This is a genomic window from Kocuria sp. SM24M-10 (genome assembly GCF_001027955.1).
GTDB lineage: Bacteria > Actinomycetota > Actinomycetes > Actinomycetales > Micrococcaceae > Kocuria > Kocuria oceani.
Genome location: NZ_LDNX01000111.1, coordinates 30,463 through 54,230 on the forward strand (window position 1 = coordinate 30,463; position 23,768 = coordinate 54,230).

General features: G+C 75.2%; 26 protein-coding genes. 9 read left to right on the forward strand and 17 right to left on the reverse strand.

Features of this window, described 5'->3' with window-relative positions:
- Positions 1 to 30: 30 nt before the first annotated feature.
- The gene (locus ABL57_RS12355) at positions 31 to 783 is read right to left on the reverse strand and encodes a dienelactone hydrolase family protein (protein WP_082157425.1); all 753 of its coding nucleotides are present in this window, start codon (positions 781 to 783) and stop codon (positions 31 to 33) included.
- Positions 784 to 930: 147 nt separating this feature from the next.
- On the opposite strand from ABL57_RS12355, the gene ABL57_RS12360 reads away from it, so the two are divergent.
- Positions 931 to 1,710, forward strand: coding sequence for a peptidase (locus ABL57_RS12360; protein WP_152683392.1), 780 nt, complete (start codon positions 931 to 933; stop codon positions 1,708 to 1,710).
- A gap of 266 nt (positions 1,711 to 1,976) precedes the next feature.
- Positions 1,977 to 2,849 carry a DUF1524 domain-containing protein gene (locus ABL57_RS12365; RefSeq protein WP_047803779.1) on the forward strand — a complete coding sequence of 291 codons (873 nt, stop codon included), beginning with the start codon at positions 1,977 to 1,979 and terminating at the stop codon, positions 2,847 to 2,849.
- Here ABL57_RS12365 and ABL57_RS12370 read toward each other — a convergent pair.
- On the reverse strand, positions 2,846 to 3,253 hold the full coding sequence (locus ABL57_RS12370) for a hypothetical protein (protein WP_047803780.1): 408 nt from the start codon (positions 3,251 to 3,253) through the stop codon (positions 2,846 to 2,848). The genes ABL57_RS12365 and ABL57_RS12370 overlap by 4 nt on opposite strands.
- 132 nt (positions 3,254 to 3,385) lie before the next feature.
- Between ABL57_RS12370 and ABL57_RS12375 the strand changes: the two genes are divergently transcribed.
- Both ABL57_RS12375 and ABL57_RS12380 read left to right on the forward strand, forming a co-directional pair.
- Entirely contained in the window at positions 3,386 to 3,883 is a 498-nt protein-coding gene (locus ABL57_RS12375) for a DedA family protein (protein WP_047803781.1), read from the forward strand.
- 70 nt (positions 3,884 to 3,953) lie between these two features.
- Positions 3,954 to 4,961 (forward strand): SDR family oxidoreductase, encoded by a 1,008-nt coding sequence (locus ABL57_RS12380; RefSeq protein WP_047803782.1) that lies wholly within the window; start codon positions 3,954 to 3,956, stop codon positions 4,959 to 4,961.
- Positions 4,962 to 5,067: 106 nt separating this feature from the next.
- Here ABL57_RS12380 and ABL57_RS12385 read toward each other — a convergent pair whose 3' ends face one another.
- A complete protein-coding gene (locus tag ABL57_RS12385) occupies positions 5,068 to 6,171 on the reverse strand; it encodes an NADH:flavin oxidoreductase (RefSeq protein ID WP_047803783.1) in 1,104 nt (367 codons plus the stop codon).
- Between the two features lie 249 nt (positions 6,172 to 6,420).
- Between ABL57_RS12385 and ABL57_RS12390 the strand changes: the two genes are divergently transcribed.
- Positions 6,421 to 6,732 carry a hypothetical protein gene (locus ABL57_RS12390; protein ID WP_047803784.1) on the forward strand — a complete coding sequence of 104 codons (312 nt, stop codon included), beginning with the start codon at positions 6,421 to 6,423 and terminating at the stop codon, positions 6,730 to 6,732.
- Between the two features lie 130 nt (positions 6,733 to 6,862).
- On the opposite strand, the gene ABL57_RS12395 is transcribed toward ABL57_RS12390, so the two are convergent.
- The 8 genes from ABL57_RS12395 to ABL57_RS12425 form a co-directional block, all read right to left on the reverse strand.
- Positions 6,863 to 7,933, reverse strand: a complete 1,071-nt coding sequence (locus tag ABL57_RS12395; RefSeq protein ID WP_047803785.1) for a LacI family DNA-binding transcriptional regulator — start codon at positions 7,931 to 7,933, stop codon at positions 6,863 to 6,865.
- On the reverse strand, positions 7,930 to 9,402 hold the full coding sequence (locus ABL57_RS12400) for a GH1 family beta-glucosidase (protein WP_047803786.1): 1,473 nt from the start codon (positions 9,400 to 9,402) through the stop codon (positions 7,930 to 7,932). Before ABL57_RS12400 ends, ABL57_RS12395 begins: the two co-directional genes overlap by 4 nt.
- Positions 9,403 to 9,744: 342 nt before the next feature.
- Positions 9,745 to 9,885, reverse strand: a complete 141-nt coding sequence (locus tag ABL57_RS22360) for a hypothetical protein (protein ID WP_158041181.1) — start codon at positions 9,883 to 9,885, stop codon at positions 9,745 to 9,747.
- A 54-nt stretch (positions 9,886 to 9,939) separates the two neighbouring features.
- Positions 9,940 to 10,515 (reverse strand): NADPH-dependent FMN reductase, encoded by a 576-nt coding sequence (locus ABL57_RS12405; protein WP_047803787.1) that lies wholly within the window; start codon positions 10,513 to 10,515, stop codon positions 9,940 to 9,942.
- 43 nt (positions 10,516 to 10,558) lie between these two features.
- Positions 10,559 to 11,650 carry an FAD-dependent oxidoreductase gene (locus tag ABL57_RS12410; RefSeq protein WP_047803788.1) on the reverse strand — a complete coding sequence of 364 codons (1,092 nt, stop codon included), beginning with the start codon at positions 11,648 to 11,650 and terminating at the stop codon, positions 10,559 to 10,561.
- Between the two features lie 154 nt (positions 11,651 to 11,804).
- Entirely contained in the window at positions 11,805 to 12,305 is a 501-nt protein-coding gene (locus ABL57_RS12415) for a GNAT family N-acetyltransferase (protein WP_047803789.1), read from the reverse strand.
- Between the two features lie 84 nt (positions 12,306 to 12,389).
- Positions 12,390 to 13,265 (reverse strand): alpha/beta hydrolase, encoded by an 876-nt coding sequence (locus ABL57_RS12420; RefSeq protein WP_053004944.1) that lies wholly within the window; start codon positions 13,263 to 13,265, stop codon positions 12,390 to 12,392.
- Between the two features lie 158 nt (positions 13,266 to 13,423).
- Positions 13,424 to 15,031: a GMC family oxidoreductase gene (locus ABL57_RS12425; RefSeq protein ID WP_047803790.1), complete on the reverse strand. Its 1,608-nt coding sequence runs from the start codon at positions 15,029 to 15,031 to the stop codon at positions 13,424 to 13,426.
- A gap of 178 nt (positions 15,032 to 15,209) precedes the next feature.
- On the opposite strand from ABL57_RS12425, the gene ABL57_RS12430 reads away from it, so the two are divergent.
- Positions 15,210 to 16,655: an aldehyde dehydrogenase family protein gene (locus ABL57_RS12430; protein WP_047803791.1), complete on the forward strand. Its 1,446-nt coding sequence runs from the start codon at positions 15,210 to 15,212 to the stop codon at positions 16,653 to 16,655.
- A 103-nt stretch (positions 16,656 to 16,758) separates the two neighbouring features.
- Here the strand turns inward: ABL57_RS12430 and ABL57_RS12435 are convergent, their stop codons facing one another.
- Entirely contained in the window at positions 16,759 to 17,307 is a 549-nt protein-coding gene (locus ABL57_RS12435; RefSeq protein WP_053004945.1) for a CueP family metal-binding protein, read from the reverse strand.
- Between the two features lie 134 nt (positions 17,308 to 17,441).
- Here ABL57_RS12435 and ABL57_RS12440 point away from each other — a divergent pair, with 134 nt between their 5' ends.
- Positions 17,442 to 18,230, forward strand: coding sequence for a hypothetical protein (locus ABL57_RS12440; protein WP_047803792.1), 789 nt, complete (start codon positions 17,442 to 17,444; stop codon positions 18,228 to 18,230).
- 13 nt (positions 18,231 to 18,243) lie between these two features.
- Here ABL57_RS12440 and ABL57_RS12445 read toward each other — a convergent pair whose 3' ends face one another.
- Positions 18,244 to 18,609: a YciI family protein gene (locus ABL57_RS12445; RefSeq protein ID WP_047803793.1), complete on the reverse strand. Its 366-nt coding sequence runs from the start codon at positions 18,607 to 18,609 to the stop codon at positions 18,244 to 18,246.
- A 138-nt stretch (positions 18,610 to 18,747) separates the two neighbouring features.
- Positions 18,748 to 19,884 (reverse strand): Gfo/Idh/MocA family protein, encoded by a 1,137-nt coding sequence (locus ABL57_RS12450; RefSeq protein ID WP_047803794.1) that lies wholly within the window; start codon positions 19,882 to 19,884, stop codon positions 18,748 to 18,750.
- 156 nt (positions 19,885 to 20,040) lie between these two features.
- Here ABL57_RS12450 and ABL57_RS12455 point away from each other — a divergent pair, with 156 nt between their 5' ends.
- Complete coding sequence (locus tag ABL57_RS12455) at positions 20,041 to 20,679, forward strand: hypothetical protein (RefSeq protein ID WP_047803795.1); 639 nt, start codon at positions 20,041 to 20,043, stop codon at positions 20,677 to 20,679.
- 82 nt (positions 20,680 to 20,761) lie between these two features.
- Positions 20,762 to 20,917 carry a hypothetical protein gene (locus tag ABL57_RS22365; protein ID WP_158041216.1) on the forward strand — a complete coding sequence of 52 codons (156 nt, stop codon included), beginning with the start codon at positions 20,762 to 20,764 and terminating at the stop codon, positions 20,915 to 20,917.
- Between the two features lie 153 nt (positions 20,918 to 21,070).
- On the opposite strand, the gene ABL57_RS12460 is transcribed toward ABL57_RS22365, so the two are convergent.
- The 3 genes from ABL57_RS12460 to ABL57_RS12470 all read right to left on the reverse strand — a co-directional run bounded on the left by ABL57_RS12460 (position 21,071) and on the right by ABL57_RS12470 (position 23,768).
- On the reverse strand, positions 21,071 to 22,021 hold the full coding sequence (locus ABL57_RS12460; protein ID WP_047803796.1) for a hypothetical protein: 951 nt from the start codon (positions 22,019 to 22,021) through the stop codon (positions 21,071 to 21,073).
- An 89-nt stretch (positions 22,022 to 22,110) separates the two neighbouring features.
- Positions 22,111 to 23,025: a hypothetical protein gene (locus tag ABL57_RS12465; protein ID WP_053004946.1), complete on the reverse strand. Its 915-nt coding sequence runs from the start codon at positions 23,023 to 23,025 to the stop codon at positions 22,111 to 22,113.
- Positions 23,022 to 23,768, reverse strand: coding sequence for an HpcH/HpaI aldolase/citrate lyase family protein (locus ABL57_RS12470; protein WP_053004947.1), 747 nt, complete (start codon positions 23,766 to 23,768; stop codon positions 23,022 to 23,024). The genes ABL57_RS12465 and ABL57_RS12470 overlap by 4 nt, the downstream gene beginning before the upstream one ends.

Here is a 23,768-nt window from a genome sequence, read left to right on the forward strand (position 1 = left end):
GACGGCCCCGCCCTCGTCCCGGCGGAGGCCCTACCGCACGTGCTCGCGCAGGAACGCGATCGCGCGCGCCCAGGCCGTCCGGGCGTCCTCGGGCCGGTGGTTGTGCCGGTTCTCGTCGTTGTGGAAGGCGTGCGGGGCGTCGTAGAAGTGGAACTGCACGACCGGGGCCCCGGACTCCCGGCGGATCTGCTCCTCCAGGGCCTCGGCCTTCTCGACCGGGTACGACCGGTCCTGCCGGCCGTAGTGGCCCTGCACGGCCGCGCGCAGCCCCTGGTAGGCGTCCGGCAGCCCCTGGCCGACGCCGTAGAACGGCACTGCGGCGCCGATCCGCTCGCCCTGGTCCGCGGCGAGCGCCAGGACGAACCCTCCGCCCATGCAGAAGCCGACGGCGCCCAGGGTGGCGCTCGTGACGGCCTCGTGGCCCAGCAGGTGGTCCACCGCCCCGCCGAGCAGGCGGGCGCCCTCCTCCTCGGGCAGCCGGGCCATCATCGCGGCGGCCTCCTCGGCGTCGTGGGTGATGGACCCGCCGTAGAGGTCCGGGGCCAGCGCGACGAAGCCCTCCGCCGCGAGCCGGTCGGCCACGTCGCGGATGTGGTCCGTCAGCCCCCACCACTCCTGGACCACGATGACGCCGGGACCGCGGCCGGTCTCCGGCAGGGCCAGGTAGCCGTGGGCCTGTTCCCCGGCCGAGGGGAAGGTGACGTTCTGGTGCGGGCTCTGCTCCACTGCGGTGCTCCTTCGTCGGGGATCCGGCCCGGCCAGTGTAGGCAGGCGGCCCGTCATGTTCGGACGGGAAAGACCGCCATTTCCCTTTGCTTTCGTACACTTCAGTACGGTCAAGGGGACAGGGTCGATCGAGCACTGGAGACGGGGACGATGCGCGAGCACGGTGGCACCACACCGCACCGGGTTCCCCGGCGACGGAGCCGGGTGCGGCGGACGAGCCCGGCGGTGGGGGTCGTGCTGCTGACCGTGCTCTGCTTCGCCCCCGGCCTCGTCGACCGCTACGCCCTGCCCGTCCTCCTTCCGCACCTGCCGGACGCCGCGGCGCCGCCACCGGGGGTGGAGGCCTCCCGGACCCCACTGGGCGACCCGCCGGTCGTCGAGGAGGCGGGCGGCTACCGCTTCATGGACTCGCCCGACCCGGAGCAGGAGATGGTCGCCTACGACCCCTGCCGGCCGGTGCACTGGGTCCTGCGCCCGGACGGCGCCCCGCCCGGAGGGCAGCAGCTCGTGGAGGAGGCCGTGGCCGAGATCTCCGCGGCCACGGGCCTGCAGTTCATCTACGACGGCACGACGACGGAGGACCCCGACACACGGCGGGAGCCCTATCAGCCCGACCGGTACGGCTCGCGGTGGGCGCCGGTGCTGATCACCTGGTCGGACCCGGACGAGGTCCCGGAGCTGGCCGGCGACGTCGTGGGCCTCGGCGGCAGCACGCCCCGGGGCGCACCCGGGCAGCCGCTGGTCTACGTCACCGGCCAGGTCACCCTCGACGCCCCGGGCCTGGCGCCGATCCTGGAGGCGCCCGGCGGCGCCCATCACGTCCGCGCGACCATCGTGCACGAACTGGCGCACGTGGTCGGGCTCGCCCACGTGGACGACCCCGCCCAGGTGATGCACCCGGCGGGTGAGGTCACGACGCTCGCCGCCGGGGACCGGGCCGGCCTGGCCGAGCTCGGCGCCGGGCAGTGCGTCCCGCAGCTGTGAGCGGCGGGGCCCCGCGGGTCCGTTCCACGGATCGGGTGCGGTGAACGTCGGGGCCGGCATGGACGGTCTCTTCTCCGACCACCCGGATCTGGCGGTCGCGGCCGTGGACGAGCGGGGCTGAGCGGCCGACCGCCGGTCGAACGGCCCGGAGGGACAGCCCGGCACGGCCCGGGCGGCCCCTCCGGGCTGTGCCGTCGGCGTGCTGACGAGGGACAATGGAGCTCCACCCGCGTCCGATGCGGGCGCGCCCCGCTCCCAGGAGACCCATGCAGCACGCGCACGACCCCTCCGCCCGCCGGGCCGGCCGGCACCCGGCCCGCTGGGCGGTGGCCGTCCCGCTCGCCCTCGCCCTGCTGAGCGGGTGCACCGCCCCGGCCCGGACCACCGCGAGCGCCTCCCCGGCCGGGCAGGCCCTCGAGGCGCTGCCCGTCGAGGAGGCCGGCAGCGGCGACGACTACGACCGGCTCGCGCAGTTCGGCGACTGGGCCGATCCCGACGGCAACGGCTGCGACGCCCGCAACGACGTCCTGGCCCGGGACCTAACCGGCACGGTGCTCGGCGACGACGGGTGCACCGTCCTCTCGGGGACGCTGGAGGACCCCTACACGGGGGCGACGATCGACTTCCGCCGCGGACCGCTGACCTCCGCCGACGTGCAGATCGACCACGTGGTGGCGCTCAAGAACGCATGGGTCACCGGGGCGGACCGGCTCCCCGCGGACGAGCGGCAGGCACTGGCCAACGACCCGCTGAACCTGCTGGCCGTGGACGGGCCCACCAACGGGGAGAAGTCCGCCTCGGACGCCGCCGCATGGCTGCCGCCGGACGAGGCGTTCCACTGCCCGTACGTGGCCCTCCAGATCGCGGTGAAGACCCGCTACGAGCTCTTCGTCACGGCCGAGGAGAAGGCCGCCATGGCCCAGGTCCTGGCCGGGTGCCCCGAGCAGGACCTGCCCGACGGCGCCTCCGCGGCCCGGGCCGGTGCGTCCTCCCCCGCGCCGTCGGCCCCGGTGGAGGTGTACTACCCGAACTGCGACGCCGTGCGCGAGGCCGGCGCCGCACCGCTGCGCGCGGACGAGCCCGGCTACCGACCGGCCCTGGACCGGGGCGGGGAGCCGGGCGTGGCCTGCGAGGACTAGCCGCGCCGACCGGCTGCTGGCTCCTGCGGCGCAGCCGCGTCGGCTGCCGGCTCCTGCGGTGCGGTGTCCGAGGTCGCGGGCTCCGGCGATCCGGCGTCCGGATCCGAGGCCGCCGGCTCGGAAGGCACGGTCTCCTGCGGCGCCGTCTCCTGGGCCGCCGCGGCGGCCCAGGAGGCGCCCGGCGCGCGCGGCACCCCGGCCGCGAACGCCTTCCGCACGGCGGCGGCCTGCTCCTCCGGGCCCGCGTGCTCGGCGGCGGCGATCACGGTCACGAACGCCTTGGTGTCGTGGACCAGGTCGGTGATCGTCTCGGGCGAGTCCACGGCCCAGCCGTAGGCGGTGGCGTAGTCCACGGGGCGTCCGCCGGAGGTCACGGTGCCCTGGTCGTCGATCTCCACGCTCATGCTCGTGCGTCCTCCTGTGCCGGTGACCGTCCCGGAAGGGCCGGATCTGAGGCGAGGGTATCCCAGGCGGAGGCGGTCCGTGCTGACATCCTGTCGTCGGGTGTTGTCAGCTCCGCTCCCTAGACTGGACCGGTGCAGGCCTGGATGGAGTCCCTCCCCCTCGGTGCCGCGATCCTGTTCTTCTGGGCCGTGGGCATCGTGCGCACCACGGCCGTCTTCGCCCTGGGCCGCGCCGCGGCCACCGGCGGCAGCCGGCGCTCCGACCGTGTCCGCCGGCTGATGGACACCGCCCTCTACCGGCGGGCCCAGCGGCTCGTGCACCGCTGGGGCGTGCTGGCCGTGCCCGCCTGCTTCCTCACCGTGGGACTGCAGACCGCCGTCATCCTCACCACCGCCGTCACCGGCATGCCCCTGCGCCGCTGGATCCCCGCGATGCTGGTGGGCACGCTCATCTGGGGCACCGTCTACGGGACGGTCGGGATGGCCGTGGTCTGGGCCTGGCTGCGGGAGCCGTGGGCGGTCCTGCTCGTCGTCGCCCTGCTGGCCCTGCTGGCCGCCGCCCGCGCGGCCCACGCCCGCCGCAGCGCCCGGCGCACCGCGGACCGGCAGACGTCCCCGGGACGCAATTGATCAGCACACTTGCTGTCGCGCGCGGCGATTCTCTACGGTGGGTCCACACCCACCGACAGGAGCACCGATCATGCAGCTCAAGCCCATCGCGGACCAGGTCGTCGTCGTCCTGGGCGCCTCCAGCGGCATCGGCCGCGCGTCCGCCCTGCGCCTGGCCGAGAAGGGGGCGGCGCTCGTCGTGGCGGCCCGCAGCGAGCCCGGCCTGCAGTCCCTCGTCCAGGAGATCACCGACCGCGGCGGCCGGGCCGCCTACGTGGTGTGCGACGTCGTCGACCCCGACCAGGTCCAGGCCGTCGCCGAGGCGGCGGTGTCCGCCTACGGGCGGATCGACACGTGGGTCAACGTGGCGGCCGTGCTCGTGCACGCCCCCTTCGAGCAGACCCTGCCCGAGGAGTTCCGCCGCCTCATGGAGATCAATTACCTCGGCCAGGTGCACGGCGCCCTCACCGCGCTGCCGCGCCTGCGCGAGGCCGGCGGCGGCGCCCTGATCACCGTCTCCTCCGTGGAGAGCCGGGTCGCCCTGCCCCGGCACAGCGCCTACGCCGCCTCCAAGCACGCGGTGGAGGGCATGACCGACGCCCTCCGGCGGGACCTGATGGCCGAGGGCGCGCCGATCTCGGTCACCAGCATCAAGCCGGCCACCATCAACACCCCGTTCTTCACCAGCGCGGCCCACACCCTGGACGTGGAGCCCACCGGCCCGCCGCCCATCTACCAGCCCTCCGTGGTGGCCGACTGCGTGCTCTACGCCGCCGAGCACCCGGTCCGGGACCTCTACGCCGGTGGGGCCGGGCGGATCATGTCCGCCGTCCAGGCCCTCGCGCCGCGGCTGATGGACGCGGCGCTGTCCCGCGCCGTGCCGCTGGAGAGCACCTCGACGCCCGCCCCGGGCGGCGCCCCCGGCACCCTCTACGCCCCCCGGGAGGAGGACAACCGCACCGAGGGGGATCTCGGTGCCCGGGCCCGCGGCGTCAGCGCCTACACCTGGCTGCAGACCCACCCCCGGGCCGCCTCCCTGCTGGCCGGAGGGGCGCTGGCCACGGCCGCGCTCGCCCGGAACCGCCGGCACGGCCGCTGATTCCCGCGCTGGGCAGCGACCGCTGCCGCTCCGGGCAGCGTCCCGGGGACGCCGCCGGGCCGGGCGCACGACGCGCCCGGCCCGGTGCCGTCCCCGGAGTGCGCGGTCAGCCGCGCAGGGACAGCTCCTCGTCCTTGATGTCGGCGAGCGGGCCGAGCACGGCGCCGTCGAACGGCGCCGGCTCCCGGCCCTCCCGCACCAGGCGGGGCCAGTTCCGGTTGGCCAGGGCGCCCTTGCCCAGGGCGACGACGTCGGCCGCGCCCGTGCCCAGCAGCGTGGCCGCGGCGTCCGGGTCGTCGAGGTGGCCGTTGGCGATCACGGTGACCCCGGAGTGCTCCTTGGCGAGCGCGGCCAGCGACTCGCCGTCCCCTCCGAAGGCCGGGGCGGTGGCCCGGTACTCGGTGGTGTGGACGAAGTCGATGCCCGCGGCCCCCAGGGCCGAGAAGATCACGCGGGCCTCCTCGGCCCCGCCGCTCCACCGGTGCTCGGCGTCGCTGACCTTGGCCTGGGAGATGCGGATCCCCACGGTCATCTCCGGCCCCACGGCCTCGCGCACGGCGCGGCAGATCTCCACGGCGAAGCGCACCCGGTTCTCGGGCGAGCCGCCGTACTTGTCGGTGCGCCGGTTCAGGTAGTCGGTGAGGAACTGGTCCAGCAGGTACCCGTTGGCGCCGTGGATCTCCACACCGTCGAAGCCCGCGTCCTGGGCGTGCAGGGCGGCCGTGACGAAGCCGTCCCGGACCTTGTCCATCTGCTCCGGGGTGATCTGCTCGGGCACGGGGAACGGGCCCTCGCCGCGGTAGAAGCCGAGCTGCTCGCCCTTGGGCGCCACCGCGGAGGGTCCGACCGTGGCGTCGACGTACCGGTTGCCCTGGGTCTGGGCGCCGGCGTGCATGAGCTGGGCGAAGATCCGCGCCCCGGCCGCGTGCACGGCGTCGACGACGGGGGCCCAGGACTTCGCCTGCTCCACGGTGGCGATGCCCGGCTGGTGCAGATAGCCCTGGCTGTAGGCGGTGTCGGGGTAGATCCCCTCGGTGATCAGCAGCCCGAAGCCGCCGCGGGCGAAGGTCTCGTAGTAGGAGACCATCCGGTCGGTGGCCCGGCCGTCCTCGGTGGCGCTGATGCGGGTCATTGGGGCCAGGGCGACGCGGTGCGCCACCTCCGTGGCGCCGATCCGGACGGGTGACCAGAGCGGGGCGAACTCCTGCATGGGCATCTCCTTCGATGTCTTTGTCTGTGGGCTGCGGATCTGTACTGGGTATCGGTGCGATCCGGATCCGTGCGGTCTCGAGCTCTGCGGTCTCGAGCCGTCGACGCGGTCGCGGGCGGGGCCGCCGGCACGTCCTGGGCCCCACGGTGGAGCGAACGTCCGCGCCGTGCGTGGCATTCCGCCGGGGGGATCGGCCCGTCGCCCGGATTCAGGGGATTTTCATGGAAGCGGATTATCGTTGCAACTGTGATGTCCACGATGCAGACCCCACTTCCCCACATGTTCGCCGCCAGTCTCTACGCCGCGGAGCGGCTGCTCGCCGAAGCCATCCACGACGAGCACGTGAGCGTCGACGCCGTGGTCGTCCTGGACGCCCTGACCGAGCACGTCACGGCCGAGGCGGCCCCCTCGCTCGACGCCGTGGCCCGTGACGCCCAGCTCACTCCGGGGCAGCTCGACACCGCCCTGCACGACCTCGCCGAGCTGGGCTATCTCCAGGAGCTGGCCGAGCACGCGCCGCACCTGTCCGGGCTCCGCGCCGCCCTCGACACGGCGGCCTGACCGCGGCGGCCCGGCCGGCGGCGGCCCGACCGGCGCCGGAGGGGGTCACCGGCCGCGGACCGCGGCCTGACCGCCGGGGTCCCGTCCGCGGGCCGTGCGGGCGGGAGGACCCGGTGCCACCGGTGGACGCTCAGGGCGCGGAGAGCCGCCGCGCCCCGCTGCTCTCCCGCACCACCAGCTCCGCCGGGTAGACGATCGGCGCACGGCGGGCCCCCGGGGAGTCGATCTCCTCGAGCAGGATCCGGCACGCCGCGCCGGCCATGGCCGACATCGGCTGGGTGACCGTGGTCAGCGGGGGAACGGCGGTGGCGGCGAGGGCGTGGTTGTCGTAGCCGACCACCGCGACGTCCTCGGGCACCGAGCGGCCGCGCCGGCGCGCGGCCTCGAGAACCCCCAGGGCCATGAGGTCCGAGGCCGCGAAGACGCCGTCGAGCTCCGGGGCCTCCTCGAGGAGCCGCAGCGCGGCCTGCCGGCCGCCGGCCGTCGTGAAGTCCGCGTGCACCACCGGCCCCTCGGCCAGGCCGGCCTCGCGCAGCCCCTCGCGCCACCCGGCGAGCCGGTCGGCGGCCGCAGTCATGTCCACCGGGCCGGCGACCGTGCCCACCCGCGTGCGGCCGCCGGCGGCGAGGTGCAGGGCGGCCAGCCGACCGCCCTGGTGGTTGTCGGTGTCCACGTAGGGGACCCCGGGCCGGCCCTCCCAGGGGCGGCCGATGAACACGGTGGGCAGACCGGCCCCCGGCAGGGACGTCGTCCACGGATCGTCCCGGTGGTGGGAGACCACGACGGCGCCGTCCACGTGCCCGCCGCGCAGATAGCGCAGCACCCGCCCGGAGTCGTCCCCGGTGCGGGACATGAGCAGGACCAGCTGCACGTCCGTCTCCCGGAGGGCGTCGGTGATGCCCGTGATGACCACGGCGAAGAACGGGTCCGCCATGATCCGGACGTCCGGCTCCGGGATGACCAGGGCGATCGAGGACGTGCGCCGGGTGACCAGGCTCCGGGCCGCGCGGTTGGGCGTGTAGCCGAGCTCGACGACGGCGGCGTCCACGGCCGCCTGCGCCCGCGGGCTCACCCGGTCACCGCCGTTGACGGCCCGTGAGGCGGTCGACCGGGACACGCCCGCCGCCGCGGCGATGTCCTCCAGGGTGGGGCTGGGCCGCCCGGTGCCGGCGCGCCCCGCCCCGTGCCGCTCCGCGCTCACCGGCCGGGCGATGCGGCGCCCTCGAGCGGTCCGGGCTCCTGCGAGGGGGACGCCGGAAGCGCGTTGGCCGCGGCCACGGCGGCGTACCACCGGGCGCTGGCCTTGGGGGTGCGGCGCTGGGTCCCGTAGTCCACCCGGACCAGGCCGAACCGCTGGTGATAGCCCCACGCCCACTCGAAGTTGTCCATGAGGGACCACGCGAGGTAGCCGCGCACGTCCACGCCGTCGTCGATGGCGTCCTTGACGGCCCGCAGGTGGGCGTCGAAGAAGTGCAGCCGGTCCTGGTCGTCCACGAACCCCGAGGCGTCAGGGGCGTCGTCGTAGGCCGCGCCGTTCTCCGTGATGAACACGGGGATCCCCGCGGGGCCGGTGTACTCCTCCTGCACCCGGTTCAGCAGCCGGCGCAGCCCCTCGGGCTGCACCTCCCAGCCCATCCCGGTGACCGGCAGGCCCCGCGGCACGGACTGCACGCGGTCGGCGGCGACGTACGGGGAGGAGACGGGACGGCTCAGCGGAGCGTGGCCCTCCGGCGCGGAGGGGGCGTCCGGCGCGGCCGTGGTCACGGCCTCCCCGTGGTAGTAGTTGATGCCCAGCACGTCGAATGGTGCGGCGATGACGGTGAGGTCACCCTCCTGCACGTGGTCGGCCAGGCCCAGGTGGTGCACGTCCTCGAGCACGTCGGCCGGGTACTCCCCCCGGAACAGGGGGTCCAGGAAGATGCGGTTGAACTGCCCGTCGATGCGGCGGGCCGCGTCACGGTCCGCGGCGCTGGCGGGGTCCAGGGGATCGGGCACCGTGAGGTTCAGGGTGATCCCCAGGGTGGCCTCCGGATCGCGCCGCCGCAGCTCCTGCACGGCCAGGCCGTGCCCGAGCAGCAGGTGGTGCGCCGCGGCGAGCGCGGCCCGGGGCTCCTGCCGGCCCGGGGCGTGCACGCCGGCCGCGTAGCCCAGGAAGGCCGAGCACCACGGCTCGTTGAGGGTGGTCCAGATCCGCACGCGGTCCCCGAGGGCCTCGTGCATGACGGCCGCGTACTCGGCGAACCGGTGGGCGGTCTCCCGGTTCGTCCAGCCGCCCCGGTCCTCCAGCGCCTGCGGGAGGTCCCAATGGTAGAGGGTGAGCCACGGCTGGATCCCCGCCTCGAGGAGCTGGTCGACCAGGCGGGAGTAGAACGCGATGCCCTCGGGGTTGGGCGTGACGCCGTCCGGCACGCACCGGGCCCACGACGTCGAGAAGCGGTAGGCCTGCAGGTTCAGCTCCTGCATCAGGGCCACGTCCTCCGCGGACCGGTGGTAGTGGTCGCAGGCGACGTCCCCGTTGTGGGCGTCGGCCACGGCTCCGGGGACGCGGGCGAAGACGTCCCAGATGGAGTCCTCCCGGCCGCCCTCATGGGCGGCGCCCTCGATCTGGTAGGCGGCGGTGGCCGCGCCCCAGACGAAGTGGTCGGGGAACGACAGCGGTGTGGTGCTCATCCTGTGACTGCTCCTTGCACGGGTCCGGGAACGAGGTGGCATCCGGTCGCCACGAGGAGCGGCAGCGGGCCGATTCGGCGGGGCGCCCGGTTCGTGGGAGCGCTCCCACCCCACTCTCACTGTGCGTGGCGGCCGTCACGGTGTCAAGCATCCTGTCGATCCGAGGGCCGGGCGGCGTGTTGCGCCCGGCACGTCGTGGCGAGCTGGCCCGGCCTCCTGCCGAAGCCCGCCGGCGGACACGGGGACGCCCCCGGGGAGCAGCTGCTCCCCGGGGGCGTCCCCGTGCGGCCGCACGGGCGGGGTGCCGTGCGGCACCGGTCGTGCGGTTTGAGTCGTGCGGTCTCAGTCCTCCGGGTCGGAGTCCTCGTTCTTGGCGTCGCCGTGCTCGTGCGGCACCGGGGTCATCTCGGTGGTCATGTCGGCGTCGTCGATCTTGGCCGCGTCCTCGATCGGGTCGGGGCTGGAAGTCGGCTGGTCGCTCACGGGTGCTCCTTCGTCGGGACGGCTGGATGTGCTCAGCCTACGACCACGCCGCGCTCATCCGGCGCCGTCGGCCGGGGCGCGCAGCGGCGCGAGCGCCGTGGACCAGGCGATCACCTGGTCCAGCATCGTGGACAGCGCGCGCAGGTGGTGCTCCGCCGGGGCGAAGGTGCTGTAGTGCTCGAAGTCGGTGCGCAGGGACAGCGCGACCTGCTGGCGCACGTCCGCCAGCTGGAGCTCCCCGGCGACCTGCCGCAGCTGCTCCACGGCGCGCACCCCGCCGGCGGAGCCGTAGGAGACGAAGCCCACGGCCTTGTTGTTCCACTCGGCGTAGAGGTGGTCGAAGGCGTTCTTCAGCACCCCGGGGGCGCCGTGGTTGTACTCGGGGGTGACGACGACGAAGCCGTCGAAGCCGTCGATCGTGGCGGCCCACCGTCGCGTGTGCTCGTGCTGGTACCGGCCCGCCGAGGGCGGCACGGGCTCGTCCAGGTGCGGCAGGTCGTGCTCGCGCAGGTCGAGGAGCTCGAAGTGCGCGTCGTCGCGGTGGGCGGCGTGGGTGAGCACCCACTGCGCCACGGCCTCCCCGTTGCGCTGGGGGCGGGTGCTGCCGAGGATGATGCCGATGCGGACCATGACGGTTCCTCCTGCGTGGGACGGATCGGGGGCGCGGGATGGATCAGGTGCGGACGGTGGACGCGAGTTCCCGGGGCCCGGAGGTCCCCGCGCCCAGCAGCCGCACGGCCTCCCGGGAGGCCGCCCGTCCCGCCCGGGTGGCGCCGAGGGTCGAGGCGGAGGCCCCGTAGCCGACGAGCGGCACGCGCGGGTCGGCGAGCACCCGCACCCCGTCGGTCCGGATCCCGCCGCCGGGCTCGCGCAGCCCGAGCGGGGCGAGGTGGTCGAGGGCGGGCCGGAAGCCGGTGGCCCACAGGATCGCGTCGGCGCGGATCTCCCGGCCGCCGGCCAGGCGGACCCCGTCGGCGGTGAGCTCCCGCAGCGGGCCGGCCGAGACCAGGACCCCGGCCTCGATCCCGGCCCGGTACTGCGGGGTGAGGGGCAGGCCGGTGGCCGAGACCACGCTCTCCGTGGGCAGCCCCGCCCGGGTCCGCTCGTCGACCCGGCGCTCCACGTCCCGCCCCCACTCGGCGTCGAAGGGGCGCGGTGTGAACTGCGGGGGGCGGCGGGTGACCCACGTGGTGGTGGCGCCGGCCGCGTCCAGCTGCAGCAGGAACTGCACGGCGGAGGTGCCCCCGCCCACGACCACGACGTGCCGGCCGCGGAACTCCTGCGCGGAGCGGAAGTCGTGGGTGTGCAGCTGCCGCCCCCGGAAGAGCTCCCGGCCGGGGTAGTACGGCCAGTGCGGGCGGTCCCACGTGCCGGTGCCGTTGATCAGCAGCTGCGTCCGCCAGGTCCCGGTGTCCGTGACCACGTCGAGCGGTCCGCCGTCGGAGACGGACTCCACCCTGCGCACGGCCACGGGACGGCGCACGGGCAGCTCGAACCGGCGCTCGTACTCGCCGTAGTAGCGGGTGACCACGGCGGAGGCGGGCTCGGCCGGATCGGGGACCCCGAGGGGCATCCCCGGCAGGTCGTGGATGCCGTGGGCCCCGCCGAAGGTCAGCGAGGGCCAGCGGTGCCGCCACGCTCCCCCGGGCCCGGGATTGGCGTCGAGGACCACGAAGTCCTCCTCGGGCACCAGCCCGCGGCGGCGCAGGTGGTGGGCCGCGGACAGTCCCGCCTGCCCGGCCCCGACGACCACGACCTTCTGCACAGCACCCCCCGTTCGTTGACGTATCACTGATTAGGGAACGCCAGGCGGCCGTGGGCTATTCCGGCCGACGGGGCGGGGCCGGAACCGCACCGGCACGCAGCGGGGTGCGGACACCGGGTCCGACCGCAGCGCCCCGGGGAGACGTCAGGGGCGCTCAGGCGCGGCCGGGCTGGTGCTCCCGCGCGGCGCCGACCCGGTGCAGGGCGTCCCCGGTGAGCCGGAAGACGGACCACTCGTCCTGGGGCAGCGCGCCGAGGCTGCGGTAGAAGCCGATCGACGGCTCGTTCCAGTTCAGCACGCTCCACTCGACCCGGGCCCAGCCCTGCGCCACGGCGTGCCGGGCCAGGGCCTGCAGCAGTGCCTTGCCGTGGCCGGCGCCGCGGGCCTCGGGGCGCACGTAGAGGTCCTCGAGGTGGATGCCGTGCACGCCCTCCCAGGTGGAGAAGGTGCGGAACCACAGGGCGAAGCCCTGCAGGCGGCCCTCGTCCTCCGCGACGTGGGCGAAGACCGCCGGGTGCTCCCCGAACAGCGCCTGCGCCAGCTGCTGCTCGGTCATCCGCACGGCGTCGGGCTCGCGCTCGTACACGGCCAGGTCCCGGACCATCCCGAGGATGGCGGGCACGTCCTCCGGGCGGGCCTGACGGATCTGCGACATGACCGGCAGACTACCGCACCGGCCCGGGCCGGACGGCGGGACGGGCTGTGGGACGGGCGGCAGGAAGGGTCCGGAGCGGGGCGTTCAGAGCAGCGAGCGGACGTGCCGGATGGCCCGCTGGGCCTCGGGGGTCCACCACGCGCCCACGTAGACGTGGAAGGCGCCGGGCTCGTAGAGCAGCCGCCCGGGGTTGCCGGCGCGCTGCAGGGCCCGGGCGAAGCCGAGGGCGTCGGCCGCGAGGATGTCCCGCCCGCCCTGCACCAGGTGCACCGGGGGCAGGCCCTCCACGTCCCCGTGGACGGGGCTGACCAGGGGGTCGGTCAGCGAGCGGTCCCCGGCCCAGGCCTGGCACAGCGGGACGACCTCGTCCGTGCTCAGCATCGGGTCGTGCGGGTCGATCTCGCGCACGGCCGGGTGGCTCGCGGTGACGTCCAGGGCCGGGGAGAAGCCGACGACGTGGTCGGGCGCCCGCAGCCCGGTGTCGCGCAGCAGCATGGCCAGCCCGATCGCCAGGCACCCGCCGGCGGAGTCCCCCGCCACGACGATCCGGTCCACGGCGGGCCGGGCCACCAGGTCGGCCCAGGCCGCGGCGAGGAAATCGTAGCCCTCGTCCGCGCAGCCCTCCGGGGCGAGCCGGTAGAGGGGCACCGTGACCGTGGTGCCCGTGCCCTTGACGACCTCGCGGATGATCCACCAGTGCGCCGGCAGCAGCGGGTTCACGAACGCCCCGCCGTGCAGGTAGATCAGGTGGGACCCGTCCGCGCCGTCGCGCGGGGTCAGGCGCAGCACCGGGCGCCCGCCCACCTCCTCGCGGGTGAGCTCGTGCGAGCGCCGCAGGTCCTTCGGCACCGCCGCGGGCTCCGGATAGGGCCGGCCCCGCAGCTGGTCCACCTCCCGGAACGGGCTGAGGCGGGCGCGCACGGCCACCGCCCGGGCGGTCAGGTCCATCCGCAGGCTCATCGATCATCCCCTCCGGGCCGGGCGGCCCACTCCCCCGGCGCGGCACCGCCGCACCGGCGGGGCCGCCCTCGGCGTTTGGGCGGCCCGTCGCGGCCAGTGTAGGCGCGCCGTCCCGGACCGGGGCCCCGGCGCGGCGGTCCGGGACGGCGCGCCGGCCGTCAGCCCTCGGCGCCCGCGGCGGCCGCTGCGGCCGCTGCGGCGGCGAGGGTGGTGCTGCCGCCGGTGATGAGGGACGCGGCGCGCTCGGCGATCATCGCCGTGGGCGCGTTGGTGTTGCCGCTGGGCACCCGCGGCATCACGGAGGCGTCCACCACCCGCAGGCCGTCGACGCCGTGCACGCTCAGGTCCTCCGGGGAGACCACCGCGTCCGGGCCGGTGCCCATCCGGCAGGTGCCGACCTGGTGGTGGTAGGTGGTCACGAACCGGTGGAGGTAGGCGATCTCCTCCTCCTCGGTGCGCACCTCCGGGCCGGGGTACAGCTCCTCGGCGCCCCAGTCCTGCGCGAGGGGGCGGGTGCGCACCATCTCCCGGGCCTGGCGCAGCGAGGCGAGCAGGGCCTCGCGGTCGCGCGGGTCCTCGAAGATGTTCGGGTCGAGCGCCACGGGGTCGGCCACGCCCGGCCCGGTGAGGCGCACGGTGCCACGGGACCGGGGGCGGACGAGCCCCGCGTGCAGCGTGAACGCGTTCGTCGGCCCCTCCATGCCCTCGTCGTACATCGGGACGGAGAAGTGGATGGGCTGGGTGTCGGGCGCGTCCAGGTCCGGGCGGGAGCGCCAGAACAGGTGCGTCTGGGTGACCGACCAGTCGGACGCGAGGTGCTCGATCGTCCGGGCCGTGGCCTCGGCGATGACCGGGGCCAGCAGGTGGTCGTGCAGGTTCGACCCGACCCCGGGCAGGTCGTGGACCACGGGGACCCCGACGTCGGTGAGGTGGGCGGCGGGGCCGATGCCCGAGCGCAGGAGGATCTTCGGCGAGTCGAGCGCCCCCGCGCACAGGACCACCTCGTCGGCGCGGATCTCCTCGGGCGCGCCGTCCGGGGCGGTGAAGGGCACCACCGCCACGCCGACCGCGCGCCCGTCCTCGACGAGCACCCGCTGCAGGAGCACTCCGGTGCGCAGGCTCAGCCGCGGGTGATCCTCCACCGGCTTGACGTAGGCCATCCACGTGTTGAACCGCCGCCCGTCCCGGACGTTGATCTGCTGCTGGGAGACCCCGTCGAGCGTGCCGCCGTTGTAGTCCGCGTTGTACGGCACCCCCACCTGCTCGGCCGCCTCGATGATCGAGGCGAACACCGGGTTGAGCGGGTAGTCCTGCACCACGGGCACCGGCCCGTCGGTGCCACGACTGTCGCCGGGGACCGCCCCGGCGGGCGGGACGTAGGCCTCGAGCGCCCGGAACCAGGGCAGCACGTCCTCCCACCCCCATCCCGGGCACCCGTCCGCCGCCCAGGCGTCGTAGTCCTGGGCGGCGCCGCGCACCCAGATCGTGGCGTTGAGGGCGTGGGAGCCGCCGAGCACGCGTCCGCGCGGCCAGTGGATCACCCGGCCGTCCGCGTGCCGCTGGGGCACGGTGAAGTAGTCCCAGTCCTCCGGCGAGTGCCACAGCTCGCCCAGGCGGGACACCTGGTGGATGGCCGGGTTGAGGTCCGTGCCCCCGGCCTCGAGGAGGATCACCTCGTGGCCGGCGTCCAGGAGGCGGCGGGTCAGGATGCTGCCGGCGGTGCCGGCGCCCACGACGACGTAGGTCTTGGCGGTCTCGTTGCGCATGGCCCCAGTGTGATCCAGGGCACGTCGAGGCGAGTTGTCCCGGCGCGCACGGCCCTTGACCCACAGCGCGGGAATCCGCGCTGTGGGTCAACAGCCGTGCTCGCACGGTCAAGCCGTCCGGCTGTGTCCCGGGTCACCATGGGGGCAGCACCGCATCCGTCCTCCCGAAGGAGCCACCGTGACCACCACTCCCGCTGCCACGACCGACACCCCGACCGTCCTCGGTCTCGACGAGCTGCTGGCGGCCGTCACCGACCCGCAGGGCCGGGAGATCTTCGACCCGGCCACCGGGGAGCTGGTCGGCCGGTCCCCGGAGTCCACGGTCGAGGACCTGGACGACGCCCTGGACCGGGCCCGCCGGAAGCAGTCGGAGTGGGCCGCCGTCCCGGACTCCGAGCGCTCGGCGCTGCTGCTCCGGGCCGCCGACGCCGTCGAGGCGAACGCCGCCGCGCTCGCGGAGCTGCTCTCGCGCGAGCAGGGCAAGCCCGTGCAGAACGGGCCGAACGCCCTGTTCGAGGTCGGCGGCGCGGTGGCCTGGCTGCGCGCGACGGCGACGCTGCCGCTGGAGCCCGAGACGCTCTTCGACGACGAGTCCGGCCGTGCCGTGCTCAGCTACGAGCCCATCGGCGTCGTGGGGGCCATCAGCCCCTGGAACTGGCCGATGATGATCTCGGTCTGGCAGCTCGCCCCGGCCCTGCGGATGGGCAACACCGTGGTGGCCAAGCCCTCCGAGTACACCCCGCTGTCCGTGCTCGGGCTCGCCCACGTGCTCAACCAGGTGCTGCCCGAGGACGTGCTGACCGTGGTGGCGGGGGGCCGGGAGGTCGGCGAGGCGCTGTCGAAGCACCCGGGCGTGGACAAGCTGATGTTTACCGGCTCGACCGCCACGGGCAAGGCCATCATGCGCTCGGCCGCCGACTCCCTGACCCGGCTCACCCTGGAGCTGGGCGGCAACGACGCCGGGATCGTGCTCCCGGACGCGGACCCCGAGGCCATCGCCGAGGGCCTGTTCTGGGGCGCGTTCATCAACACGGGCCAGACCTGTGCCGCGCTCAAGCGCCTCTACGTCCACGAGGACGTCCACGACGCCGTGTGCGAGGCCCTCACCCGGGTCGCGGCGGCCATGCCGATGGGCCAGGGGCGGGACGAGCGCAACGTCCTCGGCCCGCTGCAGAACAGGGCGCAGTTCGAGATCGTCGCGGACCTCGTCGAGCAGGCGCGGGCCGGGGGCGGCCGGGTGCTGATCGGCGGCGAGCCGGCCGCGGAGCAGCCGGGGTACTTCTACCCCACCACGCTCGTGGCCGACGTCGACGACGACAACCCCCTGGTGACCGAGGAGCAGTTCGGTCCGGCCCTGCCGATCGTGAAGTACTCCTCGGTCGACGAGGCCGTGCGCATGGCCAACCGCCTCGACGTCGGCCTCGGGGCCTCGGTGTGGGGCTCGGACCCGGACCGGGCACGGGAGGTCGCCGCCCGGCTCCAGGCGGGCACCGTCTGGATCAACAAGCACGGCACCGTGGACCCCCGGATGCCCTTCGGCGGGATCAAGAGCTCCGGGTTCGGCCTGGAGTTCGGCGTGGAGGGCCTCAAGGCCCTGGGCGTGCCGAAGGTCATCTCCTCCTGAGCGTGCCCGCCCGGCCCGTCCGCGGACGCCGCCGGTGCCCGCGGACGGGCCGGGCGGTGGGCGCGGGCCTCGCTCCCGGGGCCCACGGCCCCCGGGGCCGGGATCAGGCCAGGCGCAGCGTGGTGAGGCAGGTCGGGTCGTCGGCGGAGGTGCTGACCTGCTGGGTCGCCGTCCCGGCGGCCGAGCTGATCTCGAGGGTGCCGGTGATGTCCTTGGGCAGCCACAGGCCCACGAACCCGTTCTCGTAGCTGGTGAGCGTCCGGTCGAGGAGCACCCGGCCGGCGTCGTCGGCCACCCGCACGTCGAACTCCTCGCCCACGAGCTCGCCCTGGCAGCCGGAGAGGCTGTGGTGGAAGCACTCGTGGGTGGTGGTGGTCCACGGGGCGACCGCGAGGTAGAACCGGTCCTCCGGCATGGGCAGCACGGCCTCCGACCCGCCGTCGGTCAGGACCACCTCGTCGTAGGTGACGGAGCCCGCCAGTCCCGCCGCCCGGTCCTCGTGGGTGCGGTCGAGCCGCTCCACGACCTCCTCGGTGCTCGCGCCCTCCAGCCCGTGCTCGCGCAGCAGGGCCTCGCGCTCGGCGTTCCCGCCCGCACACCCGGAGGCGAGCAGGAGGGCGGCGGCGGACACGGACAGCACCCAGGACCTCATGCCGTCCACCCTATCGAGGCCCCCGGCGGACCGGTCGCGGGTCCCGCCGGGCTGCTCCCCAGCCCGCTGCCGGTGGAAGCGACTACACTGCGGGGTCAAGCGGTTGCGGGATGCGGGATGCGGGAGGATCCGCCATGAACAGCACCGGGAACAGCGACGGCTCCGGCGTCGCACTGCTGGTCACCGGGGCCACCGTCGTGTCCGTCGTGTCGTCCGTCCTGGCCGACCTGCGGGTCATTGCCGTCACCGCGCTGGTCCTCGCCGGCCTGCTGGTCGTCGTGCTGCTGCTGCGCACCACCCTCCGGGCCCTGCGCCCGGGCGCGGCCGGCCGGCGGCGAGCGCGGCACCGGACGCTGGAGACCGCCCGCCGAGCCGGGACCGAGAACATGCGGGCGGCCTGGATGCACCGGCAGCTCGGGCTCCTGCCGCCCCAGCAGCGGACCGCGGACACGGCCTTCGTCGCCGCCCGGCTGGCCGAGGTGCCCCGGGCGGACTGGGACGTGGCCCGTCTCCGGCTGCACGGCCGGGCGCTGTGGTCGGTCCGGGACGCGGCCGGACGGACACCTCTGCACCAGGAGGTCGAGGCCCGGCTGGACCGGGTGGCCGCCGTGATCTCGGACCTGACCGAGGACGAGTTCGACACCCGCCTGGGGCAGCGCGACGACCGGTACCTCCTCCACCCCGATCCCGACGTCCGGGCCGCCTACCTGGCGGGCGGGTCCGAGGCCGTGGAGGCGATCATGGGTGCGATCTCCGCCGCCCGGGCGCAGGCCCGGGCGGACGCCGCCGCGCAGGCCGCCGCGGACTCCCTGGCCCGGGAGCGCAACGCCGCGCTGCGGGCGCTGCGGGAGATCCACCGGCCCACGGGCTCCCGGGACGCCCACGCCGCGTGGGAGGAGCAGGCCCGCCGGATCGGCCGCTGACCCGCCCGGCCCCTCAGCCCGGGAGGTGCTCCTCCGGCGCCCCCTGGAACTCCCGCACCTCGACCGGCAGGGTGGTCGCCCGCGCCAGCTTCCGGCCCCACTCGATGGCGGCGTCGTAGTCGGGAGCGGCCACGATGCAGATTCCGCCCGCGTGCTCGTCCTCGCGCTCGTACGGGCCGTCGGTCGTGACCACGTCCGCGCCGTGGAAGCGCACGACGACGGAGGCCTCCGCGCGGTCCAGGCCCCCGGCGAAGACCCACGCCCCCGCGGCCCGCAGCTCCTCGTTGAACGCGGCGACGTCGCGCATCACGGGCTCGAGGACCTCGGGGGCCGCCGGCCCGCCGTCGGGCTGTTCGATGCTGAGCAGGTAGTGCTTCATGGCAGGTGAGCCTCCCTGGGGCGTCGGATGGTCCTCGGAGTCTACGGTCGGGGCGGTCCCCCGAAACAGACCTGCACGCCCACCACCCGGCCCTCGCGCACCGGTCCCGGGCTGCCCCGTTCCTGCGTCACGGGGCCCTCAGCCGTTCTGCGGCAGCTGGGCCACGAGCTCGTCGTCGTCGGGCTCCGCCACGGGCGGCAGGGTGCGCACCTGGTCCGCGGAGGGGCGCACGGCCCGGTCCGCCGGCTCCAGGCGCACCGGCCGGCCCGTCTCGAGGGAGGCGAGCACCGCCTCGTGCACGCGGATGTCCAGCAGCCCCTCCTCCCCGTCGGCCTCGGGCGCGGCGCCGGTCAGGATGCACGCCGAGAAGTAGTCGGTCTGGCCCGCGAACTGCTCCACCGGGTCGTGGGTGCGGGTCTCGGTCCGGCCGTCGCGGGTCACGGTGTAGCTGATGCCCACCTCGGGACCGAAGCCGAAGCACGGCTGGGCCGCCAGCGCACCGCCGGTGCCCACCACGGTGAACTGCTCGGTGGCCTCGGTGGCGTAGCTGATCGTGAACTGCGCCAGCCGCTCCCCGGGGAAGCGCAGGGTCACCGCCACGGTGTCGTCGAAGTCGAAGCCCCGGCCCGGTGTCCGCACGCCCATCGCGTGCACCTCGACCGGTTCGGCCGCGAACAGGTTGCGCACCGCGTTGAGCGGGTAGCTGCCCATGTCCGGGATCGGCCCGCCCCAGAACCCGGAGTGGCCGCGGTGGTTGGCCTCGTCGATGTCCTGGGCGAACACCGCGGTGAACAGGCGGGGCTCGCCCACCAGGGCCTCGTCCCGGACCCGGGTGATCAGCTCCAGGGTGCCCGGCTCGTGGTGCAGCCGGTAGGCGACCATGAGCCGGGCCCCGCCGCGCGCGGCGGCGTCGATCATCGCCCGGCAGTCCTCCACGGAGGTCTCCATCGGTTTCTCGACCAGCACGTGGATGCCCGCCTCGAGGGCCGGCTCCGCGAACTCCCGGTGCCGGAACACGGGCGTGGCCACGTACACGGCGTCCACGTCACCGGAGGCCAGCAGCGCCGGGTAGTCCTCGTAGGAGTACGCGGGCACGCCGTACTCGGCCGCGAGCTCCTGGGCCTTCTGCGGGGTGCCGGTGACCAGGGCGGCCAGCACGGAGTTGCCGGTCCGGGCGATGGCGGGCAGGAACGCCTGCTGGGAGATCTGGCCGAGCCCGACCACCGCGTAGCGCACGGGGCCGTTCGTCGAGGGGGCGGTGCGGGGGATCGTCATGGGATGTCCTTCGCGGTCGGGAACGGGGCGGTCCCGGCCAGACTAGCGGCGGGCGGGGACGGGTGGAACGCCCGCGCACGGTCCGGGCCGGGTGGGCCATCATGGGAGCACGCCCCCGCAGGACCGTCGCCGGTCCCCGACCGCCAGGAGAGTTCCGTGCCCAAGAGCAAGGCCCGCAAGAAGGCCGCCGCCAAGAAGAAGCAGCAGCGGCGGGAGTTCCACGCCGCGGCCGGCGCCCGCGGCGTCGAGATCGACGGCGCCCCGCAGGGCACGTGGGACGACGACGCCCACGAGCTGCTGGTCGCCCGCGGCTGGGTGGCCTACCGGGACCTGGAGATGGACCAGCTCGGCGACGGCTGGGAGTGGCTGCCGTCCCAGCTGCCGCTGGACGCCGGGGTGGGCGGCGAGCCCGGGCCCACGTCCGTCTTCGCCGCGGCGGAGGGCGGCTACGACGTCGAGCTCGCCAACCCGAACGGGACCGTGGACCCCGACCGCTCGGGGCACTACGACACCCTCGAGGAGCTCGAGGCGGCCCTGGACGACCTCGAGGCCTGGCGCGTCCCCGCCGACGAGTACGTGCTGCCCGACGAGCCGAGCTTCTCCGCGGATACCCCCTGGGCGATCTGCCAGCTCTACGCCGGCGGGATGATCGACCACTGGGAGCTCGCCGCCGACCTCATCCACTTCCCCTACGAGCAGACCCCCGACGGGTTCGCCGCGGTCGAGCGCGCCCACCGGGCCGGGCTCATCCCGGCCTCGCTGTTCGCCGCGGTCGTCGCGGGCCGGGCGGCGTAGCGGCCCGCTCCCCTTGTCGGCGCTCCTGGCGCGGGCGTAGCGTGGCACCGGACCATCACCCTACTGAGGAAGAAGGACCGTCATGACGCAGACCCCGGACCCCGCCGAGAACAAGCCGTCCCAGGCCGAGGGGGACGTTCCCGAGGACCAGGACGTGGAGTCGGCCGTCGACCCGGCCGGCAACAAGCCCTCCCAGGCCGAGGGCGACGCGCCGGAGGACGCCCCCGGCGACGACTGAGACCCGAGCCCCCGGCGCCGGGCGTCCCGATCCCGGGGCGCCCGGCGCCGCCGTGACGGGGCGTTTCCCTCGTGCCCGGCGCGAGCTCCTGGTCCCCGCCCGGCCGGGAGCCCCCGGCGTCCGCGGCGCCCGGCCCGGATCCGGGCGCGGACCTCAGTGCCGGCTCAGCCCCCGGCCGCGCCGGCTCCCGGACGTCGGCGCCCACCCCGGCAGGCCGAGGAGGTCGGACGCCTCGCGGTAGTGGCAGGTGGAGAGGATGCCGAAGCCCGTCTCCACCGCGCGGCGGTAGTAGTGCGGGTCCAGGGCGTCGGCGGGCAGGTTCTCGTCGTAGCGGTGCAGCTCCAGGCGCATCGGCACGTCCCAGCCGCGCATCCGCAGGCTCGTCTCCATGTCCGGGACGTAGTGGCCGGCGAAGCCGATGACCCGCCCGATGTCGGGCACCTCGCGCCGGACATCCTCGGCCGTGGCGAGCCCATCCGGGTGGCTGGGCACGAAGTAGACGAGGTCCGGGGCGATCCGGCGGTAGACGGCCAGCTGCGTCAGCCCCTGCACCCCCACCACCACCTGGCTCTCGGCACGGTGGGTGCGGACGAGCTCGACGACGACCTCGGGCGCCACGTGGTGCACCTCCAGCCACAGGACCGCCCCGGCCGGCACGGCCCAGGTGAGGAACTCGCCGGCCTCCCGCACGGGGCAGCGGGTGACCTCGCCGTAGTTGTCCACCAGGTGCTGGCTCAGCACGTAGTCGGCGGACTGCTCGCTCACCGGCCCGACGCCGGTGCTCCCGTGCCCCATGACGGGCTCGTGCAGGACGACGCACCGGCCGTCCACGGTGCTGCGCAGATCGATCTCGATCATCGTCCGCGGCCGGGTGGCCAGGACGTTCTGGGCCGACTCGAGAGCGGAGCACGGCCACGGGCCGTCGGGGTGGTAGCCGCCGCGGCGGGCGAGCAGGAGGGGCCCGGTGGCCGTCAGGCGGTCGTGCCGCGTGTAGGCCGCCAGCTCGGCCGGCGAGTCGAAGAAGATCGAGTGCTGTGCTGCTCGGGAGGCGGTCCCTGCGGAGCTGCAGTCCAGCGGGTCCGGTCGGTGGGGGTCGTTCGGCATGGATACTCCTGGGGGGATGGGAGCGCAGTCGGTGGCCGTGGGGGACGGCCGGAGGGACGGGAAGCTGGGGGAACCGCCCGTCCGAGTGCTCAGGGGCCCTCGGCCGCCCGTGCACGCTCCAACTCTTCCACGTCCGAGGGCGAATACGTCGCCTCGATCTGCATGTCGTTGCCTCCGCGGAGCACATTGGCCGTCTTGAGACCTCGGATGACGAGCCGGGGAATGGGCCGGTACGTGGTCCGGCCGTCGCGAACCGGCCGGGTGCCCACGCCTTGGCGCAGGGCGACGGCGTGCAGCCACACGTCGTCGGCCCGGGGCGCGCACGCCGTGAACCCGCTCCCGGCCTCGCGCAGGGCGTCGAGCAGGCGCGGCGGGTAGAGCACACCGGAGGTGCCCGTGGCGAAGGTCAGCAGCGAGGCTCCCGCGGGGGCGCCGGGCACCCAGGTGGCGTAGGGCTGGATCCGTCCCGCCTGCACGCGCATGCGGTGCGCCCGGTGCGCCACCACGTCGCCGGGGTGCCGCTCGTGGACGGCGAGCAGCTCCTCCAGCCACGTCCCGCCGTAGAGGACGTCGTCGTCGGCGATCACCAGGGGCAGCTCGTGCCGGGCCTCGGACCGCACGTAGGGGTAGTACTTCTTGTGCGGGCCCCAGTCCTCGGTGGCGCGGATCTCGAGGCCGCGGCGCACCAGCCGGGCCAGCGGTGCGGGGGGATCGGCCACCACGGCGGGGTCCTCCAGCCACAGGATCAGCCGCCGCGGGCGGACCGTCCCGTGCGCCATCGACTCGACGGCCAGGTGCACCGTGCGGATCCGGCTCCCGTAGGAGGTGAGGCTGACGACGACGGGGGCGTCCCCCCGCACGGGCGTCCCCACGAAGCGGTTGCGCGCCCGGAAGTACAGCGCGCTGCGGCTGGTCCGGAACGAGTGCAGCCAGCTGCGGACCAGCGCACGGGACAGCACCCACCGCAGGGGGTGGGACCGCCGTCCGGCCGACCGGGAGCTCATGCCGGGGGCGTCAGCCCGGCGCGCGCCGCCGCGCTGCCCAGGTGCAGGACACCCGAGTCGGTCGTCACCGCGATCCAGGAGAAGCCCTGCGCGCGCAGCGCGGCCGCCCGCTCCGGGGACCCCGCGAACGCCCCCGGCAGCACACCGGCCGCCCGGCACGCGCGCACGATCACCGGCAGGGGCGCGTCCTCCGCCGTGTCCGCGAGCAGGTCGTCGACGTCCCGGCCCAGCGCGAGGGAGAGGTCGAAGGGCCCCACGAAGACCATGTCCAGGTCCGGGGTGGCCGCGATCTCCTCGACCGCGGCCACTGCCGGGGCGGTCTCGACCATCACCGCGCACCGGGGGCGCGGCATCGACGCCGCGCCCCCGGTGGAGTCCCGGCTCCCGGGCAGGGGGCCCCAGCTGCGGGCGCCCCGTGGCGGGTAGTGCGCCGCGGCCACGGCGGCCTCGGCCTGCCCGGCGCTCTGGACCAGGGGGACGATCACGCCGTCCGCCCCGGCGTCGAGGGCCCGGCCGATCGCCGTGGGGTCGTTCGCGGCGACCCGGACCAGCACCGGCGCCGCCGCCTCGTGCCGCAGGGCGAAGAGGCCGCGGAGGGCGGCGTCGTCGAAGTGTCCGTGCTGGGCGTCGACGCCGACCCAGTCGAAGCCGGCGCGCTCGAGCGCGAGCGTGGTGCGGACGTCGCCGAGCGTGGCCCACACACCGGTGCGCACCGCGTCCGCGGGAAGGTCTGCGTCGGTCAT

What these genes read in the sequence shown, in the direction of transcription:
- ABL57_RS12355 (WP_082157425.1), bottom strand. Translation starts at nt 783, where the DNA reads ATGACGGGCCGCCTGCCTACACTGGCCGGGCCGGATCCCCGACGAAGG.
- ABL57_RS12365 (WP_047803779.1), top strand. Translation starts at nt 1,977, where the DNA reads ATGCAGCACGCGCACGACCCCTCCGCCCGCCGGGCCGGCCGGCACCCG.
- ABL57_RS12370 (WP_047803780.1), bottom strand. Translation starts at nt 3,253, where the DNA reads ATGAGCGTGGAGATCGACGACCAGGGCACCGTGACCTCCGGCGGACGC.
- ABL57_RS12380 (WP_047803782.1), top strand. Translation starts at nt 3,954, where the DNA reads ATGCAGCTCAAGCCCATCGCGGACCAGGTCGTCGTCGTCCTGGGCGCC.
- ABL57_RS12385 (WP_047803783.1), bottom strand. Translation starts at nt 6,171, where the DNA reads ATGCAGGAGTTCGCCCCGCTCTGGTCACCCGTCCGGATCGGCGCCACG.
- ABL57_RS12390 (WP_047803784.1), top strand. Translation starts at nt 6,421, where the DNA reads ATGTCCACGATGCAGACCCCACTTCCCCACATGTTCGCCGCCAGTCTC.
- ABL57_RS12400 (WP_047803786.1), bottom strand. Translation starts at nt 9,402, where the DNA reads ATGAGCACCACACCGCTGTCGTTCCCCGACCACTTCGTCTGGGGCGCG.
- ABL57_RS12405 (WP_047803787.1), bottom strand. Translation starts at nt 10,515, where the DNA reads ATGGTCCGCATCGGCATCATCCTCGGCAGCACCCGCCCCCAGCGCAAC.
- ABL57_RS12415 (WP_047803789.1), bottom strand. Translation starts at nt 12,305, where the DNA reads ATGTCGCAGATCCGTCAGGCCCGCCCGGAGGACGTGCCCGCCATCCTC.
- ABL57_RS12420 (WP_053004944.1), bottom strand. Translation starts at nt 13,265, where the DNA reads ATGAGCCTGCGGATGGACCTGACCGCCCGGGCGGTGGCCGTGCGCGCC.
- ABL57_RS12425 (WP_047803790.1), bottom strand. Translation starts at nt 15,031, where the DNA reads ATGCGCAACGAGACCGCCAAGACCTACGTCGTCGTGGGCGCCGGCACC.
- ABL57_RS12435 (WP_053004945.1), bottom strand. Translation starts at nt 17,307, where the DNA reads ATGAGGTCCTGGGTGCTGTCCGTGTCCGCCGCCGCCCTCCTGCTCGCC.
- ABL57_RS12440 (WP_047803792.1), top strand. Translation starts at nt 17,442, where the DNA reads ATGAACAGCACCGGGAACAGCGACGGCTCCGGCGTCGCACTGCTGGTC.
- ABL57_RS12445 (WP_047803793.1), bottom strand. Translation starts at nt 18,609, where the DNA reads ATGAAGCACTACCTGCTCAGCATCGAACAGCCCGACGGCGGGCCGGCG.
- ABL57_RS12450 (WP_047803794.1), bottom strand. Translation starts at nt 19,884, where the DNA reads ATGACGATCCCCCGCACCGCCCCCTCGACGAACGGCCCCGTGCGCTAC.
- ABL57_RS22365 (WP_158041216.1), top strand. Translation starts at nt 20,762, where the DNA reads ATGACGCAGACCCCGGACCCCGCCGAGAACAAGCCGTCCCAGGCCGAG.
- ABL57_RS12460 (WP_047803796.1), bottom strand. Translation starts at nt 22,021, where the DNA reads ATGCCGAACGACCCCCACCGACCGGACCCGCTGGACTGCAGCTCCGCA.
- ABL57_RS12465 (WP_053004946.1), bottom strand. Translation starts at nt 23,025, where the DNA reads ATGAGCTCCCGGTCGGCCGGACGGCGGTCCCACCCCCTGCGGTGGGTG.
- ABL57_RS12470 (WP_053004947.1), bottom strand. Translation starts at nt 23,768, where the DNA reads ATGACCGACGCAGACCTTCCCGCGGACGCGGTGCGCACCGGTGTGTGG.